Here is a 13,820-nt window from a genome sequence, read left to right on the forward strand (position 1 = left end):
GCAGTCCTCGGGCGGCCAGTGGACGGGTGACAGGGGGTGACGGGACCTCCGTGTCCTGTAGCCGGTACCCCGGCAGTCGTCCGGCACGCACCTCCGACACCCCCGCGTCAGCTCCGTTGCCCGTATCCGCGCAGGCGTTCGGCCACCTCCGTCAGCTGGGCCGGTGTCAGCAGGGAGGGCGAGTGGCCCGGCACCGAGGCGGCGGTCAGCCAGAGGCGGCACATCCACTCGAGCTGGGCGGTGCGGTCGTATGCCTGGTCGAGACGGGTGCCGTAGGTGATCGTGCCGTGGTTGCGCAGCAGGCAGCCGGTGCGGTCGGCGAGGGCGTCGAGCATGCCGCGGGCGAGTTCGTCGGTGCCGTAGGCCGCGTAGGGGGCGACCCGGACGGGGCCGCCGAGCGCGGCGGTCATGTAGTGCACCGGGGGGAGTTCGGGGACGAGCAGCGAGACGGCCGTCGCGTGCACGGCGTGAGTGTGGACGACGGCCCGGGCCGCGGGGTCGGCGCGGTACACCGCCAGGTGCATGGGCAGTTCGCTGGTCGGTACGAGGGCGCCGAGCACCTGCCGGCCGTCCAGGTCGACGCCGGTCACGTCGCCCGGGGTCAGCCGGTCGTAGGGCACGCCCGAGGGGGTGACCAGGACCGTGTCGCCGACGCGCACCGAGACGTTGCCAGAGGTGCCGACGACCAGCCCGTCCGCGACCGTCCGCCGGGCCGTCGCGACGAGTTCCTCCCAGGCCGCTTCCTCGCTCGATCGCGTCACAGTCACCGTCTCCTCCCGGACGCCCGCGCGCCCCTCGTGGCCCGTCGACGGACGGCCTCGCGGTGATCCTGCCAGGGACGTCTCCGGAGAGCGCCGAAGCGGGCACGCAGAGGGAGGTTCCGGCCCCACTTCCGGTCACCGTGACGCCCTGCCCAGTTCATCTTCCGTTCACCCTGGTTACCTACGTTCGTCGCGCCAACGACCTCGAACGATTGCCTGGGTAAATGGAAAGCTTCTCGCTGATCCTCGCGATTGTGGTGGTAACCGCACTCGCGTTTGATTTCACGAACGGTTTCCACGACACCGCGAACGCGATGGCAACGACCATTTCGACCGGTGCGCTCAAGCCCAAGGTGGCGGTGGCGATGTCCGCCGTCCTCAACCTTGTAGGCGCCTTCCTCTCCGTGGAGGTCGCCAACACGATCTCCAAGGGTCTCGTCGACGAGACCGGCATCCGTCCCGAGGTCATCTTCGCCGCACTGGTCGGCGCGATCCTCTGGAACCTGCTGACCTGGCTGGTCGGGCTCCCGTCCAGTTCCTCGCACGCCCTGATGGGCGGTCTGATCGGTGCCGCCGTCGCCTCGGCCGGCATCGGCGCGGTCAACGGCGACGTGCTCGTCACCAAGGTGCTCCTGCCCGCGATCGCCGCCCCGATCGTGGCCGGCGTCGCGGCGATGCTCGCGTCCCGGATGACGTACTCGCTGGGCCGCAAGGCCGACGGCAAGGCCGCCGCGAAGGGCTACCGGGCCGGTCAGATCGCCTCCGCCGGTCTGGTCTCGCTGGCCCACGGCACCAACGACGCCCAGAAGACCATGGGCATCATCACCCTCGCCCTGATCGCCGGCGGGTCGCTCGCCCCCGACTCCGACCCGCCCGTGTGGGTCATCCTGGGCGCGGGCCTGGCCATCGCGCTCGGCACCTACCTGGGCGGCTGGCGCATCATCCGCACCATGGGCAAGGGCCTGACCGACCTCCAGCCGCAGCAGGGCTTCGCCGCCCAGACCAGTGCCGCCACGGTCATCCTGGCCTCCTCCCACCTCGGCTTCTCCCTGTCCACCACGCACTCGGTCTCCGGTGCGGTGATGGGCGCGGGCCTCGGCCGCAAGGGCGGCGTGGTCCGGTGGTCCACTGCCACCCGGATGTTCGTCGCCTGGGGCCTGACGCTGCCCGCCGCGGCCCTGGTCGCCGCGCTCGCCGAGTGGGTCTGCCGCCTCGGCGACTGGGGCACGGCCCTCGTCGCGGTGTTCCTGGTCGCGTCCAGCTTCGCGATCTGGCGGATCTCGCGCCGCGAGATCGTCGACCACACCAACGTCGTCGACGACGACACGGTGGGCGCCGCCGAGCCGGCCGGTGTGGTCACCACGGCGATGGCCGCCGTGTCGCCGCCCCCGGCGGGCGTGACCGAGGACCTGGCGGCCACCGTCCCGGCCCCGGCCACCACGCCCGACCCCAAGGCCCCGTCGGCCGCCACCACCGTCTGAACCCGCGTCCCGGGTACGAAGGAAGCGAACCTCCATGAGCATCGACTGGGCAGCCCTGGGCTCCGTCTTCGGCGTCAGCCTCGTGGCCACGGTGGCCCTGGTGGGCCTGTTCACCCTCGGCATCGTCGGCCTCTCCCGCCAGGAGCGGGCCGCCGCCGAGGGCGGCTCCGCGGCCCTCGCGGTCACCGGTGCGTACGCCTGCTTCGCGGCCTGCACGGCGGCGGTGGGCTACGGCATCTATCTCATCGTCGCCTGAGCGCCGCCCGGTTCACGGGCGCACTCGCCGGGGCGGGGCGCGGAACGGACTCGAACCGTTCCGCGCCCCGCCCTTTCGCGTGCCGGCGCACACCACTCGTGTGTGGGCCTTCGCACACTCCCCCGTCGCAGGTCAACGCCAGGTTGACGGGTGTTCGCGGGCCGTGGTGGACTTCCGGAGCCATCTACGGCGGCAGGAGAGGAAGCCCGGTGCGAATCCGGCGCGGTCCCGCCACTGTGACCGGGGAACAGGAACCCCGGGAGCCAGGAACTCTCACCGCCGGACTCTTCGAACCAGGGCGTGGACACCCTGAGTGAGGACATGACGCGATGCCCGGCTGCCGCCACCGCTCGACACCCCGTACCAGGTGCCTCCCCGACCGTGTGACCGGCTGAACCCGTGCGTGCCGGACGCGTCTTCGCGTACGGCGCCGCCGCCGGCCTCCTCGGCGACCTCCTCCTCGGCGACCCTCGCCGCGGACACCCGGTCGCCGCGTTCGGCCGTGCCGCGGGCGCCGTGGAACGAGTGCTGTGGCGGGACCACCGGGGCTGGGGCGCCCTGCACACCGCCGTGTGCGCCGGTGGTGCCGCCGCCCTCGGTACGGCCGCCGCGCACGCCGTGCGCCGCTCCCCCGCCGCCCGCGTCGCACTGACCGGTGCGGCCACCTGGGCCGTCGTCGGCGGCACCTCGCTCGCCCGCGAGGCCGCCGCGATCGGCCGGGCCCTGGAGGCCGGGGACGTGGAGGCGGCGCGGGCGCGGCTGCCGCACCTGTGCGGGCGGGACCCGCAGGCTCTGGACGCCGACGGCGTCGCCAGGGCCGTCGTCGAGTCCGTCGCCGAGAACACCTCGGACGCGGTCGTGGGCGCCCTGGTGTGGGGCGCCGTGGCGGGCGTGCCCGGACTCCTCGGCTTCCGGGCCGTCAACACGCTGGACGCCATGGTCGGCCACAGGTCGCCCCGGTACCGCCGCTACGGCTGGGCCTCGGCCCGCCTGGACGACCTCGCGGGCTGGCCCGGCGCCCGCCTCACCGCCGTACTGACCACCGTCGCCGGTGGCGATCCGCGGGGCGCCGTACGGGCCTGGCGCGCGGACGCCGCACAGCACCCGAGCCCCAACGCCGGGCCCGTGGAGGCCACGTTCGCCGGCGCCCTGGGCGTCCGGCTCGGCGGGACGCTCTCCTACGGCGGGCGAATCGAGCACCGGCCGGTACTCAACGGCGCCGCGGGACGCGCCGTCCGGGCCGGTTCGGACGACATCGACCGGGCGGTACGGCTCTCCCGGCGTGTGGGCTGGCTGGCGCTGGGGGTGTGCGCGGGCGCACGGCTGCTCGCGCGCGGAGCCTCGGCCTCCATTCGGGAGCGGGGCGTCACGAAGGGACGTACGTCATGAACGGTGGCCTGCTCGTCGCCGGTACCACCTCCGACGCCGGCAAGAGCGTCGTCACCGCCGGGATCTGCCGCTGGCTGGCGCGTCAGGGCGTCAAGGTCGCGCCGTTCAAGGCGCAGAACATGTCGCTGAACTCCTTCGTCACCCGCGAGGGCGCGGAGATCGGGCGGGCCCAGGCCATGCAGGCCCAGGCCTGCCGCGTGGAGCCGACGGCGCACATGAACCCGGTGCTGCTCAAGCCCGGCGGGGAGCGCAGCAGCCAGGTCGTACTGCTCGGCAGGCCCGTCGGCGAGATGAGTGCCCGCGGCTACCACGGCGGGCGTCAGGAGCGGCTGCTCGGCACGGTGCTGGACTCGCTCGCCGAACTGCGCGCCACGTACGACGCGGTGATCTGCGAGGGCGCGGGCAGCCCGGCCGAGATCAACCTGCGCCGCACCGACATCGTCAACATGGGGATCGCCCGGGGCGCCGGACTCCCGGTCCTGGTCGTCGGCGACATCGACCGCGGCGGCGTCTTCGCCTCCTTCTTCGGCACGGTGGCGCTGCTGGCGCCGGAGGACCAGGCGCTGGTCGCCGGATTCCTCGTGAACAAGTTCCGGGGCGACGTGTCGCTGCTGGAGCCGGGGCTCGACATGCTGCACGGCCTCACCGGGCGGCGGACGTACGGGGTGCTGCCGTTCCGGCACGGGCTCGGCATCGACGAGGAGGACGGTCTGCGCGTCTCGCTGCGCGGCACGGTGCGGGAGTCGGCCGTCGCGCCGCCGGTCGGCGAGGACGTGCTGCGGATCGCCGTCTGCGCGGTCCCGCTGATGTCCAACTTCACGGACGTGGACGCGCTGGCCGCCGAACCGGGCGTGGTCGTGCGGTTCGTGGACCGGCCGGAGGAGCTGTCCGACGCGGATCTCGTCATCGTGCCGGGGACCCGGGGCACGGTCCGGGCCCTGGAGTGGCTGCGGGAGCGGGGGCTCGCGGACGCGATCGTCCGCAGGGCCGCCGAGGAGCGGCCGGTGCTCGGGATCTGCGGCGGCTTCCAGCTCCTCGGCGAGCACATCGAGGACGAGGTCGAGTCGCGCGCCGGGCAGGTGGACGGGCTCGGACTGCTGCCCGTGCGGGTGCGGTTCGCCCGCGAGAAGACCCTCACCCGGCCGGTGGGCGAGGCCCTCGGCGAGCGCGTCGAGGGGTACGAGATCCACCACGGGGTCGCCGAAGTCGTAGCAGGTGAACCCTTCCTGGACGGCTGCCGGGTCGGCCAGACCTGGGGGACGCACTGGCACGGCTCGCTGGAGTCGGACGGCTTCCGGCGGGCGTTCCTGCGCGAGGTGGCCGCCGCCGCGGGCCGCCGCTTCGTGCCCGCCCCCGACACCTCGTTCGCCGCGCTGCGCGAGGAGCAGCTCGACCGGCTCGGCGACCTGATCGAACACCACGCGGACACCGACGCGCTGTGGCGGCTCATCGAGTCCGGCGCGCCGCAAGGACTGCCCTTCATCCCACCGGGAGCGCCCGCATGAGCACAGTGTTGTTGTTGTCGACCGCCGACACGGACCTGCTGGCGGCCCGCGCGTCGGACGCCGCCTACCTGATCGGCAACCCGACCCGCGTCGACGTACGGGAGGAGTTGCCGGGCCTGGTCGAGAACGCGGACCTCGCCGTCGTACGCCTGCTCGGCGGCAAGCGCGCCTGGGAGGACGGGCTGGCCGCGCTGAGGGCCGCCGGTGTCCCGACCGTCCTGCTGGGCGGCGAGAGCGTGCCGGACGCGGAGCTGATGGCGGAGTCGTCGGCCCCGGCCGGAGTGGTGGCGCAGGCGCTGCGCTACCTGGTCGAGGGCGGCCCGGACAACCTCACCCAGCTCGCCCGCTTCCTGTCCGACACGGTGCTGCTGACCGGCGAGGGCTTCGACGAACCGCGGAAGATGCCGGAGTACGGCCTCCACGGCGAGCGGGCATTCACCGAGGGCCGTCCGACGGTCGGCGTGCTCTTCTACCGCGCCCACCAGCTGAGCGGCAACACCGCGTTCGTCGACACGCTGTGCGACGCGATCGAGGCGCGCGGAGCCAACGCGCTGCCCGTGTACTGCGGTTCGCTGCGCGGCGCGGACCCCGGGCTGTACGAGCTGCTGGGCCGGGCCGACGCCCTGGTCGCCACCGTCCTCGCGGCGGGCGGCACGCACGCCTCGCAGGCGTCGGCGGGCGGCGACGAGGAGGCGTGGGACATCGGGGCGCTCGCCGACCTGAACATCCCGGTGTTGCAAGGGCTCTGCCTCACCTCCTCCCGGGCCTCCTGGGATGCCTCGGACGCCGCCCTGTCCCCCATGGACGCGGCGATGCAGGTGGCGATCCCGGAGTTCGACGGGCGGCTCGTCACGGTGCCCTTCTCCTTCAAGGAGCAGGGGCCGGACGAGGTGCCGGTGTACGTCGCCGACCCCGAGCGTGCCGCGCGCGTCGCCGGGATCGCCGTGCGGCACGCGGCGCTCGGGCACAAGCCGAACGCCGAGAAGAAGCTCGCGCTGGTCTTCACGGCGTACCCGACCAAGCACTCCCGGGTCGGCAACGCGGTCGGTCTCGACACCCCGGCGTCGGCCGTGCGGGTCCTGGACGCGCTCCGGGACGCGGGGTACGGGGTCACCGAGTACCCGGCCGAGGGCGACGAGCTGATCCACCGGCTGATCGAGGCCGGCGGTCACGACGTGGAGTGGCTGACGGAGGACCAGCTGGCCGCGGCGCCCGCGCGGGTGCCGCTGGCCGACTACCGGGCCTGGTTCGGGAAGCTCGACCCGGAGCTGCGGGACGGCATGCGGGAGGCGTGGGGCGAGCCGCCGGGTTCGCTGTACGTGGACGGCGACGACATCGTGCTGGCCTCCCTCCAGTTCGGGAACGTCGTGGTGATGATCCAGCCGCCGCGCGGCTTCGGCGAGAACCCGATCGCGATCTACCACGACCCGGACATGCCGCCGTCGCACCACTACATGGCCGCCTACCGCTGGCTGGAGCACAGCTTCGGAGCCGACGCGATCGTGCACATGGGCAAGCACGGCACGATGGAGTGGCTGCCGGGCAAGGGCCTCGGCCTGAGCGCCGGCTGCGCGCCGGACGCGGTGCTCGGCGACCTGCCGCTGATCTACCCCTTCATCGTCAACGACCCCGGCGAGGGCACCCAGGCCAAGCGGCGCGGGCACGCCACGGTCGTCGACCACCTCGTCCCGCCGATGGCGCGCGCCGACACCTACGGCGACCTGGCCAAGCTGGAGCAGCTGCTCGACGAGTACGCGCTCGTCTCCGACCTGGACCCGACCAAGGCACCGGCGGTCCGGGCGCAGATCTGGACGCTGGTCAAGGCCGCCGAGCTCCATCACGACCTGCATGTGGACGACCAGCCGGACGACGCCGACTTCGACGAGTTCGTCATGCACATCGACGGCTACCTGTGCGAGATCAAGGACGTGCAGATCCGCGACGGCCTGCACATCCTGGGCGGCGGCCCGGTCGGCGAGCCGCGCGTCAACCTGGTGCTCGCGGTGCTGCGTGCCTCGCAGGTCTGGGGCGGGCAGGCGAACGCGCTGCCGGGCCTCAGGGCGTCCCTGGCCGAGCACTTCGGCCTGGTGGAGAAGGAGCTGCTGGCCGAGCCGGGCGCCCCGGTGAAGGTGCCGGTGGAGCTGACGGACCTGGTGGACGGCCCGGCACGGTCGGCGGCGGACGCGATCGACCTGCTTGAGCAGTTGTGCCGGCGGGTCGCGGAGGGCATGGAGCTGCGGGCGTGGGACCCGGCGGCCGTACCGGGTCTGGTGCGCGACGTGCTGGGCACCGAACTCCCCGACGCGGTCGCGGTACTGGAGTTCGCCTGCGCGGAGGTCGTGCCGCGCCTCGCCCGGACCACGGACGAGATCGGGCACATCCTGCGGGCCCTGGACGGCGGTTACGTCCCGGCGGGACCGTCGGGATCGCCGACCCGCGGCCTGGTCAACGTCCTGCCGACCGGCCGGAACTTCTACTCCGTCGACCCGAAGGCGATCCCCTCCCGGCTGAGCTGGGAGGTGGGCCAGTCACTCGCGGACTCACTGATCCAGCGCTACCTGACCGACACCGGTGAGTACCCGAAGTCGGTCGGCCTCACGGTGTGGGGCACGTCCGCGATGCGCACCCAGGGCGACGACATCGCGGAGATCCTGGCGCTGCTGGGCTGCCGTCCCGTCTGGGACGACGCGTCGCGCCGGGTTACGGGCTTCGAGGTGGTGCCGCTCGCGGAACTGGGCCGGCCGCGCGTGGACGTCACGGTGCGCATCTCGGGCTTCTTCCGGGACGCGTTCCCGCACGTGGTGGGGCTGATCGACGACGCGGTGCGGGCGGTGGCGGAGCTGGACGAGCCGGCCTCGCAGAACTTCGTCCGCGCGCACGCCGACGAGGACACCGCCGAGCACGGCGACCGGCGCCGGGCGACCTCCCGCATCTTCGGCTCCAAGCCGGGCGCGTACGGCGCGGGTCTGCTGCCGCTGATCGACGCCCGCAACTGGCGCAGCGACGCGGACCTGGCCGAGGTGTACGCGGTGTGGGGCGGCTACGCCTACGGACGCGGGCTCGACGGGCGGGCGGCGCGCGGGGACATGGAGACGGCGTTCCGGCGGATCGCGGTGGCGGCGAAGAACGTGGACACACGTGAGCACGACCTCGTGGACGCCGACGACTACTTCCAGTACCACGGCGGCATGGTCGCCATGGTGCGCCATCTGACGGGTGAGAGCCCGGAAGCGTACGTCGGCGACTCCGCGACCCCGGACCAGGTGAAGACGCGGACGCTGGGCGAGGAGACGCACCGCGTCTTCCGGGCCCGCGTGGTCAACCCGCGGTGGATGGCGGCGATGCGGCGGCACGGCTACAAGGGCGCCTTCGAGATGGCGGCCACCGTGGACTACCTCTTCGGCTACGACGCCACGGCCGGGGTGGTGGACGACTGGATGTACGAGCGGCTCAGCGCCGAGTACGTCTTCGCCCCGGAGAACCGGGACTTCATGAAGAAGTCCAACCCCTGGGCACTGCGCGGCATCACGGAACGGCTGCTGGAGGCCGCGGACCGGGGGCTGTGGGCCGAGCCGGACGCGGAGACGCTGGAGCGGCTGCGCGCCACGTATCTGGAGCTCGAGGGCGATCTGGAAGGTGACGAGAAGTGAGTACCCCGTTCCCGTTCACGGCCGTGGTGGGCCAGGACGACCTGCGGCTGGCCCTGCTGCTGAACGCCGTTTCCCCGGCCGTCGGCGGTGTGCTGGTGCGCGGTGAGAAGGGCACCGCGAAGTCCACGGCCGTGCGCGCGCTGTCGGCGCTGCTGCCGGAGGTGGACGTCGTCTCCGGGTGCCGTTTCTCCTGTGACCCCGACTCCCCCGACCCGGGCTGTCCGGACGGCCCGCACGAGCCGGGTGCGTTCGCCTCGCGCCCGGCCCGCATGGTCGAGCTGCCCGTCGGCGCCTCCGAGGACCGGCTGGTGGGCGCGCTGGACATCGAGCGGGCGCTGGCGGAGGGTGTGAAGGCGTTCGAGCCGGGGCTGCTGGCCGACGCACACCGCGGGATCCTGTACGTCGACGAGGTCAACCTGCTCCACGACCATCTCGTGGACCTGCTGCTGGACGCCGCCGCGATGGGCGCCTCCTACGTCGAGCGCGAGGGCGTGTCGGTGCGGCACGCGGCGCGGTTCCTGCTCGTCGGGACCATGAACCCCGAAGAGGGCGAGCTGCGCCCGCAGTTGCTCGACCGCTTCGGGCTCACCGTCGAGGTCGCCGCCTCGCGCGAACCCGACCAGCGCGTGGAGGTCGTTCGGCGTCGGCTGGCGTACGACGACGATCCGGCCGGGTTCGCCGCGCGCTGGGCCGACGAGGAGGCCGCCGTACGGGCGCGGATCGTGGCGGCGCGGGAACTGCTGCCGTCGGTGCGGCTCGGTGACGGGGCGCTGCGGCAGATCGCGGCGACCTGTGCCGCCTTCGAGGTGGACGGCATGCGGGCCGACATCGTGATGGCGCGCACAGCGACCGCGCTGGCGGCCTGGGCCGGGCGGACGGAGGTGCTCGCGGAGGACGTACGGCAGGCGGCACTGCTCGCGCTGCCGCACCGGCGGCGGCGCAACCCGTTCGACGCGCCGGGGCTCGACGAGGACAAGCTGGACGAGACGCTGGAGGAGTTCGGCGGGTCGGACGGGCCGGACGGAGACGGGGACGACGATCCCGATCCGGGGCCCGGCGGCGGTCCCGGTGGGCAGCCCGAGCCCGACGACGCGCCGCAGGGCGACGGGGACGCCGCCGCGCGCCCCGAGGCCGGGGAGGGCGGGGAGCCGCAGCCGTCCGGTGGTGCCGGTGAGCAGTCCCCCGCGCGTGCCGCCGAGCCGTTCCGGACCAAGGTGCTCAGCGTGCCGGGGCTCGGGGAGGGCGCCGCGGGGCGCCGTTCGCGGGCGCGGACCGAGCACGGGCGGACCATCGGGGCCCGGCGTCCCCGGGGGGCGCTGACCAAGCTGCACCTGGCCGCCACCGTGCAGGCCGCCGCACCGCACCAGCGGGCGCGGGGCCGCAGCGGGCCGGGGCTCGTGGTGCGCCGCGACGATCTGCGGCAGGCGAGCCGTGAGGGGCGTGAGGGCAACCTCGTGCTGTTCGTCGTGGACGCCTCCGGTTCGATGGCGGCGCGGCAGCGGATGAGTGCCGTCAAGGGTGCCGTGCTGTCGCTGCTGCTGGACGCGTACCAGCGGCGGGACAAGGTGGGGCTGGTGACCTTCCGGGGTTCGGCGGCCGATGTGGCGCTGCCGCCGACCTCGTCGGTGGACGCGGCGGCGGTGCGGCTGGAGTCGCTGCCGACGGGCGGGCGTACGCCGTTGGCCGCCGGGCTGCTCAAGGCGCACGAGGTGCTGCGGGTGGAGCGGTTGCGGGATCCGGCGCGGCGGGCGCTGGTGGTCGTCGTGACGGACGGGCGGGCCACGGGTGGCCCCGAGCCCGTCGCGCTGGCGGGGCGTGCCGCGCGGCTGTTCGCCGCCGAGGGCACCGCCTCCGTCGTCGTGGACTGCGAGTCGGGGCCCGTGCGGCTGGGGCTGGCCGGGCAGCTCGCGGGTGAGCTGGGCGGTACGGCGGTGACGCTGGACGAGTTGCGGGCGGACTCGATCGCCTCCCTCGTGAAGGACGTTCAGGGCAGCAGGAGGGCCGCGTAATGCCGCAGGGGAAGCCGAGCGTCGTACCGGACGACGGGCTGACGACCCGTCAGCGGCGCAATCGTCCGTTGGTCGTCGTGCACACCGGCATCGGGAAGGGCAAGTCCACCGCCGCCTTCGGGCTGGCGCTGCGCGCCTGGAACCAGGGGTGGCCGATCGGGGTGTTCCAGTTCGTCAAGTCGGCCAAGTGGAGGGTCGGCGAGGAGAACGCGCTGCGGGTGCTGGGCGCCAGCGGCGAGGGCGGGTCCGTCGACTGGCACAAGATGGGCGAGGGCTGGTCATGGGTCCAGCGCGATGCCCAGATGGACAACGAGGAGAAGGCCCGGGAGGGCTGGGAGCAGGTCAAGCGGGACCTGGCCGCCGAGACGTACCAGCTGTACGTGCTGGACGAGTTCGCCTACCCGATGCACTGGGGGTGGGTCGACACCGACGAGGTGGTGTCCGTGCTGCGGGCGCGGCCCGGGACCCAGCACGTCGTGATCACCGGGCGGAACGCGCCCGACGCCCTCGTGGACTTCGCCGATCTCGTCACCGACATGTCCAAGGTCAAGCATCCGATGGACGCGGGGCAGAAGGGGCAGAGGGGCATCGAGTGGTGACCTCTCCGGACTCCGGTGTTCCCCGGCTGGTCATCGCCGCGCCCTCGTCCGGGAGCGGCAAGACCACCGTTGCCACCGGGCTGATGGCCGCGCTCACCGGGCGCGGGCTCGCCGTGTCGCCGCACAAGGTCGGGCCCGACTACATCGACCCCGGGTACCACGCGCTCGCGACCGGGCGGGTGGGGCGCAACCTCGACGCGTACCTGTGCGGGCCCGAGCTGGTCGGGCCGCTGTTCCTGCACGGGGCGCGCGGGTGCGACATCGCCGTGGTCGAGGGGGTGATGGGGCTGTACGACGGTGCCGCCGGGGAGGGCGAGCTGGCGTCCACCGCGCAGGTCGCGAAGCTGCTGCGGGCGCCGGTGGTGCTGGTCGTGGACGCGTCGTCGCAGTCGCGGTCGGTGGCGGCGCTGGTGCACGGGTTCGTGTCCTGGGACCCGGAGGTGCGGATCGGGGGCGTGATCCTGAACAAGGTCGCGTCCGATCGGCACGAGGGGTTGTTGCGGGAGGCGGTGGACTCCGTCGGGGTGCCGGTGCTGGGGGTTTTGCGGAGGGCTCCGCAGGTGGACGTGCCCGCCCGGCACCTGGGGTTGGTTCCCGTTGCCGAGCGGGGCTCGGAGGCGGTGGATGCCGTTACGGCGATGGGTGCGCAGGTTGCCGCCGGGTGTGACCTGGACGCGTTGGTCGGGTTGGCGCGGGCTGCCGGGCCGTTGCCAGGGGGCTCCGCCCCCTGGGCCCCCGGGCCTATGCCCACCCTCCCCCACGCTCGAATGCGCTCGCGCGGGGGGACCCCCATCCCATCTCGGTCGGTCAAGAAGTCGACGCCACGCGTTGCCGTCGCCGGAGGAGCGGCCTTCACGTTCTCCTACGCCGAGCACACCGAACTGCTCGCCGCCGCCGGGGCCGAGGTCGTCACGTTCGACCCGTTGCGGGACGAGGAGTTGCCCGAGGGGACCGCGGGGCTCGTCATCGGGGGCGGGTTCCCCGAGGTGTACGCCTCCGAGCTGTCCGCCAACGAAGGGCTGCGGAAGTCCGTCGCCGAGCTGGCGCTGAGCGGTGCTCCCGTCGCCGCCGAGTGTGCGGGGCTGCTGTATCTGTGCCGTGAGCTGGACGGACTGCCGATGTGCGGGGTGCTGGACGCCTCCGCGCGGATGTCGGAGCGGTTGACCCTGGGGTACCGGGACGCCGTGGCCGTGTCCGACAGTGCGCTGGCCGGCGCGGGGACGCGGATGCGGGGGCACGAGTTCCACCGGACCGTGGTGGAGCCGGGGGCCGGGGCCGCGCCGGCGTGGGGGATGCGGGCGCCGGAGCGGCGCGTCGAGGGATTCGTGGAGCGCGGTGTGCACGCGAGTTATCTGCACACGCACTGGGCGGCCGAGCCCGGTGTGGCCCGTCGGTTCGTGGAGAGGTGCCGGACGTCATGAGCAGCAGGCTGATCGGGGTGGGGGTCGGGCCCGGGGACCCCGAGCTGGTGACCGTGAAGGGCGTCAACGCCTTGCGGGACGCCGATGTCGTCGTGGTGCCCGTGATGGCCGCCCCCGACGGGAGGGACGGCGGTGAGCCCGGGCGCGCCGAGGCGACCGTGCTGCACTACGTGGGCGCGGAGAACGTCGTACGGGTGGTGTTCGCGCTGAACGAGCGCGCCGACCGGGCGCGGCGCGAGGCTGCCTGGGACGCGGCCGGGGAGCGGGTGGCCGGGCTGCTGCGGGAGCATGCCGCCGTAGCCTTCGCGACCATCGGCGATCCCAACGTGTATTCCACCTTCACCTATCTCGCGCAGACCGTGGGCGCGCTCGTGCCGGGGACGGTCGTGGAGACGGTGCCCGGGATCACCGCCATGCAGGACCTCGCGGCGCGGTCGGGGGCGGTGCTGACCGAGGGCACCGAGCCGTTGACGCTGGTGCCGGTCACGGCGGGGGCCGCCGTGCTCAAGGAGGCGCTGCACGGGCCCGGCACGGTCGTCGCCTACAAGTTCGGCCGGCAGGCTGTCGAGGTGGCCGAGGCACTGCGGGAGAGCGGGCGCCTGGACGACGCCGTGTGGGGGTCGGCGCTCGGGCTGCCGGAGGAGTCCGTACGGCCGGCCGGTGAGCTGGACGGGGCGCCGCTGCCGTATCTGTCGACGCTCATCGCGCCCGCGCGGCGCGAGGGCGGGCGGGGCGGGAAGCTGTGACCG

The 13,820-nt window shown here is 73.7% G+C and carries 10 protein-coding genes and 1 riboswitch; of the genes, 9 read left to right on the forward strand and 1 reads right to left on the reverse strand.

All coding sequences use genetic code 11. The annotated features are described in order from the left end of the window. Positions 1-107: 107 nt before the first annotated feature. A complete protein-coding gene (locus IE258_RS34845) occupies positions 108-761 on the reverse strand; it encodes a class II aldolase/adducin family protein (protein ID WP_229892618.1) in 654 nt (217 codons plus the stop codon). Positions 762-985: 224 nt separating this feature from the next. Here IE258_RS34845 and pitH point away from each other — a divergent pair, with 224 nt between their 5' ends. The 9 genes from pitH (at position 986) to cobI (ending at position 13,817) form a co-directional block, all read left to right on the forward strand. Then, complete coding sequence (gene pitH / locus IE258_RS34850; RefSeq protein WP_159326473.1) at positions 986-2,242, forward strand: low-affinity phosphate transporter PitH; 1,257 nt, start codon at positions 986-988, stop codon at positions 2,240-2,242. A 34-nt stretch (positions 2,243-2,276) separates the two neighbouring features. Further along, entirely contained in the window at positions 2,277-2,498 is a 222-nt protein-coding gene (locus IE258_RS34855) for a hypothetical protein (protein ID WP_087810058.1), read from the forward strand. A 150-nt stretch (positions 2,499-2,648) separates the two neighbouring features. Next, a riboswitch (cobalamin riboswitch) is annotated at positions 2,649-2,790 on the forward strand. Positions 2,791-2,897: 107 nt separating this feature from the next. Beyond that, positions 2,898-3,887: a cobalamin biosynthesis protein gene (locus tag IE258_RS34860; protein WP_189749825.1), complete on the forward strand. Its 990-nt coding sequence runs from the start codon at positions 2,898-2,900 to the stop codon at positions 3,885-3,887. Beyond that, positions 3,884-5,392 (forward strand): cobyric acid synthase, encoded by a 1,509-nt coding sequence (locus IE258_RS34865; RefSeq protein ID WP_189749827.1) that lies wholly within the window; start codon positions 3,884-3,886, stop codon positions 5,390-5,392. Before IE258_RS34860 ends, IE258_RS34865 begins: the two co-directional genes overlap by 4 nt. After that, the gene (gene cobN / locus IE258_RS34870; RefSeq protein ID WP_189749829.1) at positions 5,389-9,042 is read left to right on the forward strand and encodes a cobaltochelatase subunit CobN; all 3,654 of its coding nucleotides are present in this window, start codon (positions 5,389-5,391) and stop codon (positions 9,040-9,042) included. Before IE258_RS34865 ends, cobN begins: the two co-directional genes overlap by 4 nt. After that, positions 9,039-11,051: a putative cobaltochelatase gene (locus IE258_RS34875; protein WP_189749830.1), complete on the forward strand. Its 2,013-nt coding sequence runs from the start codon at positions 9,039-9,041 to the stop codon at positions 11,049-11,051. Before cobN ends, IE258_RS34875 begins: the two co-directional genes overlap by 4 nt. Then, positions 11,051-11,650 carry a cob(I)yrinic acid a,c-diamide adenosyltransferase gene (cobO, locus tag IE258_RS34880; RefSeq protein WP_189749831.1) on the forward strand — a complete coding sequence of 200 codons (600 nt, stop codon included), beginning with the start codon at positions 11,051-11,053 and terminating at the stop codon, positions 11,648-11,650. Before IE258_RS34875 ends, cobO begins: the two co-directional genes overlap by 1 nt. Next, complete coding sequence (locus tag IE258_RS34885; RefSeq protein WP_189749833.1) at positions 11,647-13,071, forward strand: cobyrinic acid a,c-diamide synthase CobB; 1,425 nt, start codon at positions 11,647-11,649, stop codon at positions 13,069-13,071. Before cobO ends, IE258_RS34885 begins: the two co-directional genes overlap by 4 nt. Then, a complete protein-coding gene (cobI, locus tag IE258_RS34890) occupies positions 13,068-13,817 on the forward strand; it encodes a precorrin-2 C(20)-methyltransferase (protein WP_189749834.1) in 750 nt (249 codons plus the stop codon). The genes IE258_RS34885 and cobI overlap by 4 nt, the downstream gene beginning before the upstream one ends. Positions 13,818-13,820: the final 3 nt, after the last annotated feature.

It is taken from the genome of Streptomyces tendae, from assembly GCF_014650435.1.
Lineage (GTDB): Bacteria > Actinomycetota > Actinomycetes > Streptomycetales > Streptomycetaceae > Streptomyces > Streptomyces tendae.

Excerpts from the sequence above, each read along its gene's own strand:
- pitH (WP_159326473.1), top strand. The coding sequence starts at position 986 with ATGGAAAGCTTCTCGCTGATCCTCGCGATTGTGGTGGTAACCGCACTC.
- IE258_RS34855 (WP_087810058.1), top strand. The coding sequence starts at position 2,277 with ATGAGCATCGACTGGGCAGCCCTGGGCTCCGTCTTCGGCGTCAGCCTC.
- IE258_RS34865 (WP_189749827.1), top strand. The coding sequence starts at position 3,884 with ATGAACGGTGGCCTGCTCGTCGCCGGTACCACCTCCGACGCCGGCAAG.
- cobN (WP_189749829.1), top strand. The coding sequence starts at position 5,389 with ATGAGCACAGTGTTGTTGTTGTCGACCGCCGACACGGACCTGCTGGCG.
- cobO (WP_189749831.1), top strand. The coding sequence starts at position 11,051 with ATGCCGCAGGGGAAGCCGAGCGTCGTACCGGACGACGGGCTGACGACC.
- cobI (WP_189749834.1), top strand. The coding sequence starts at position 13,068 with ATGAGCAGCAGGCTGATCGGGGTGGGGGTCGGGCCCGGGGACCCCGAG.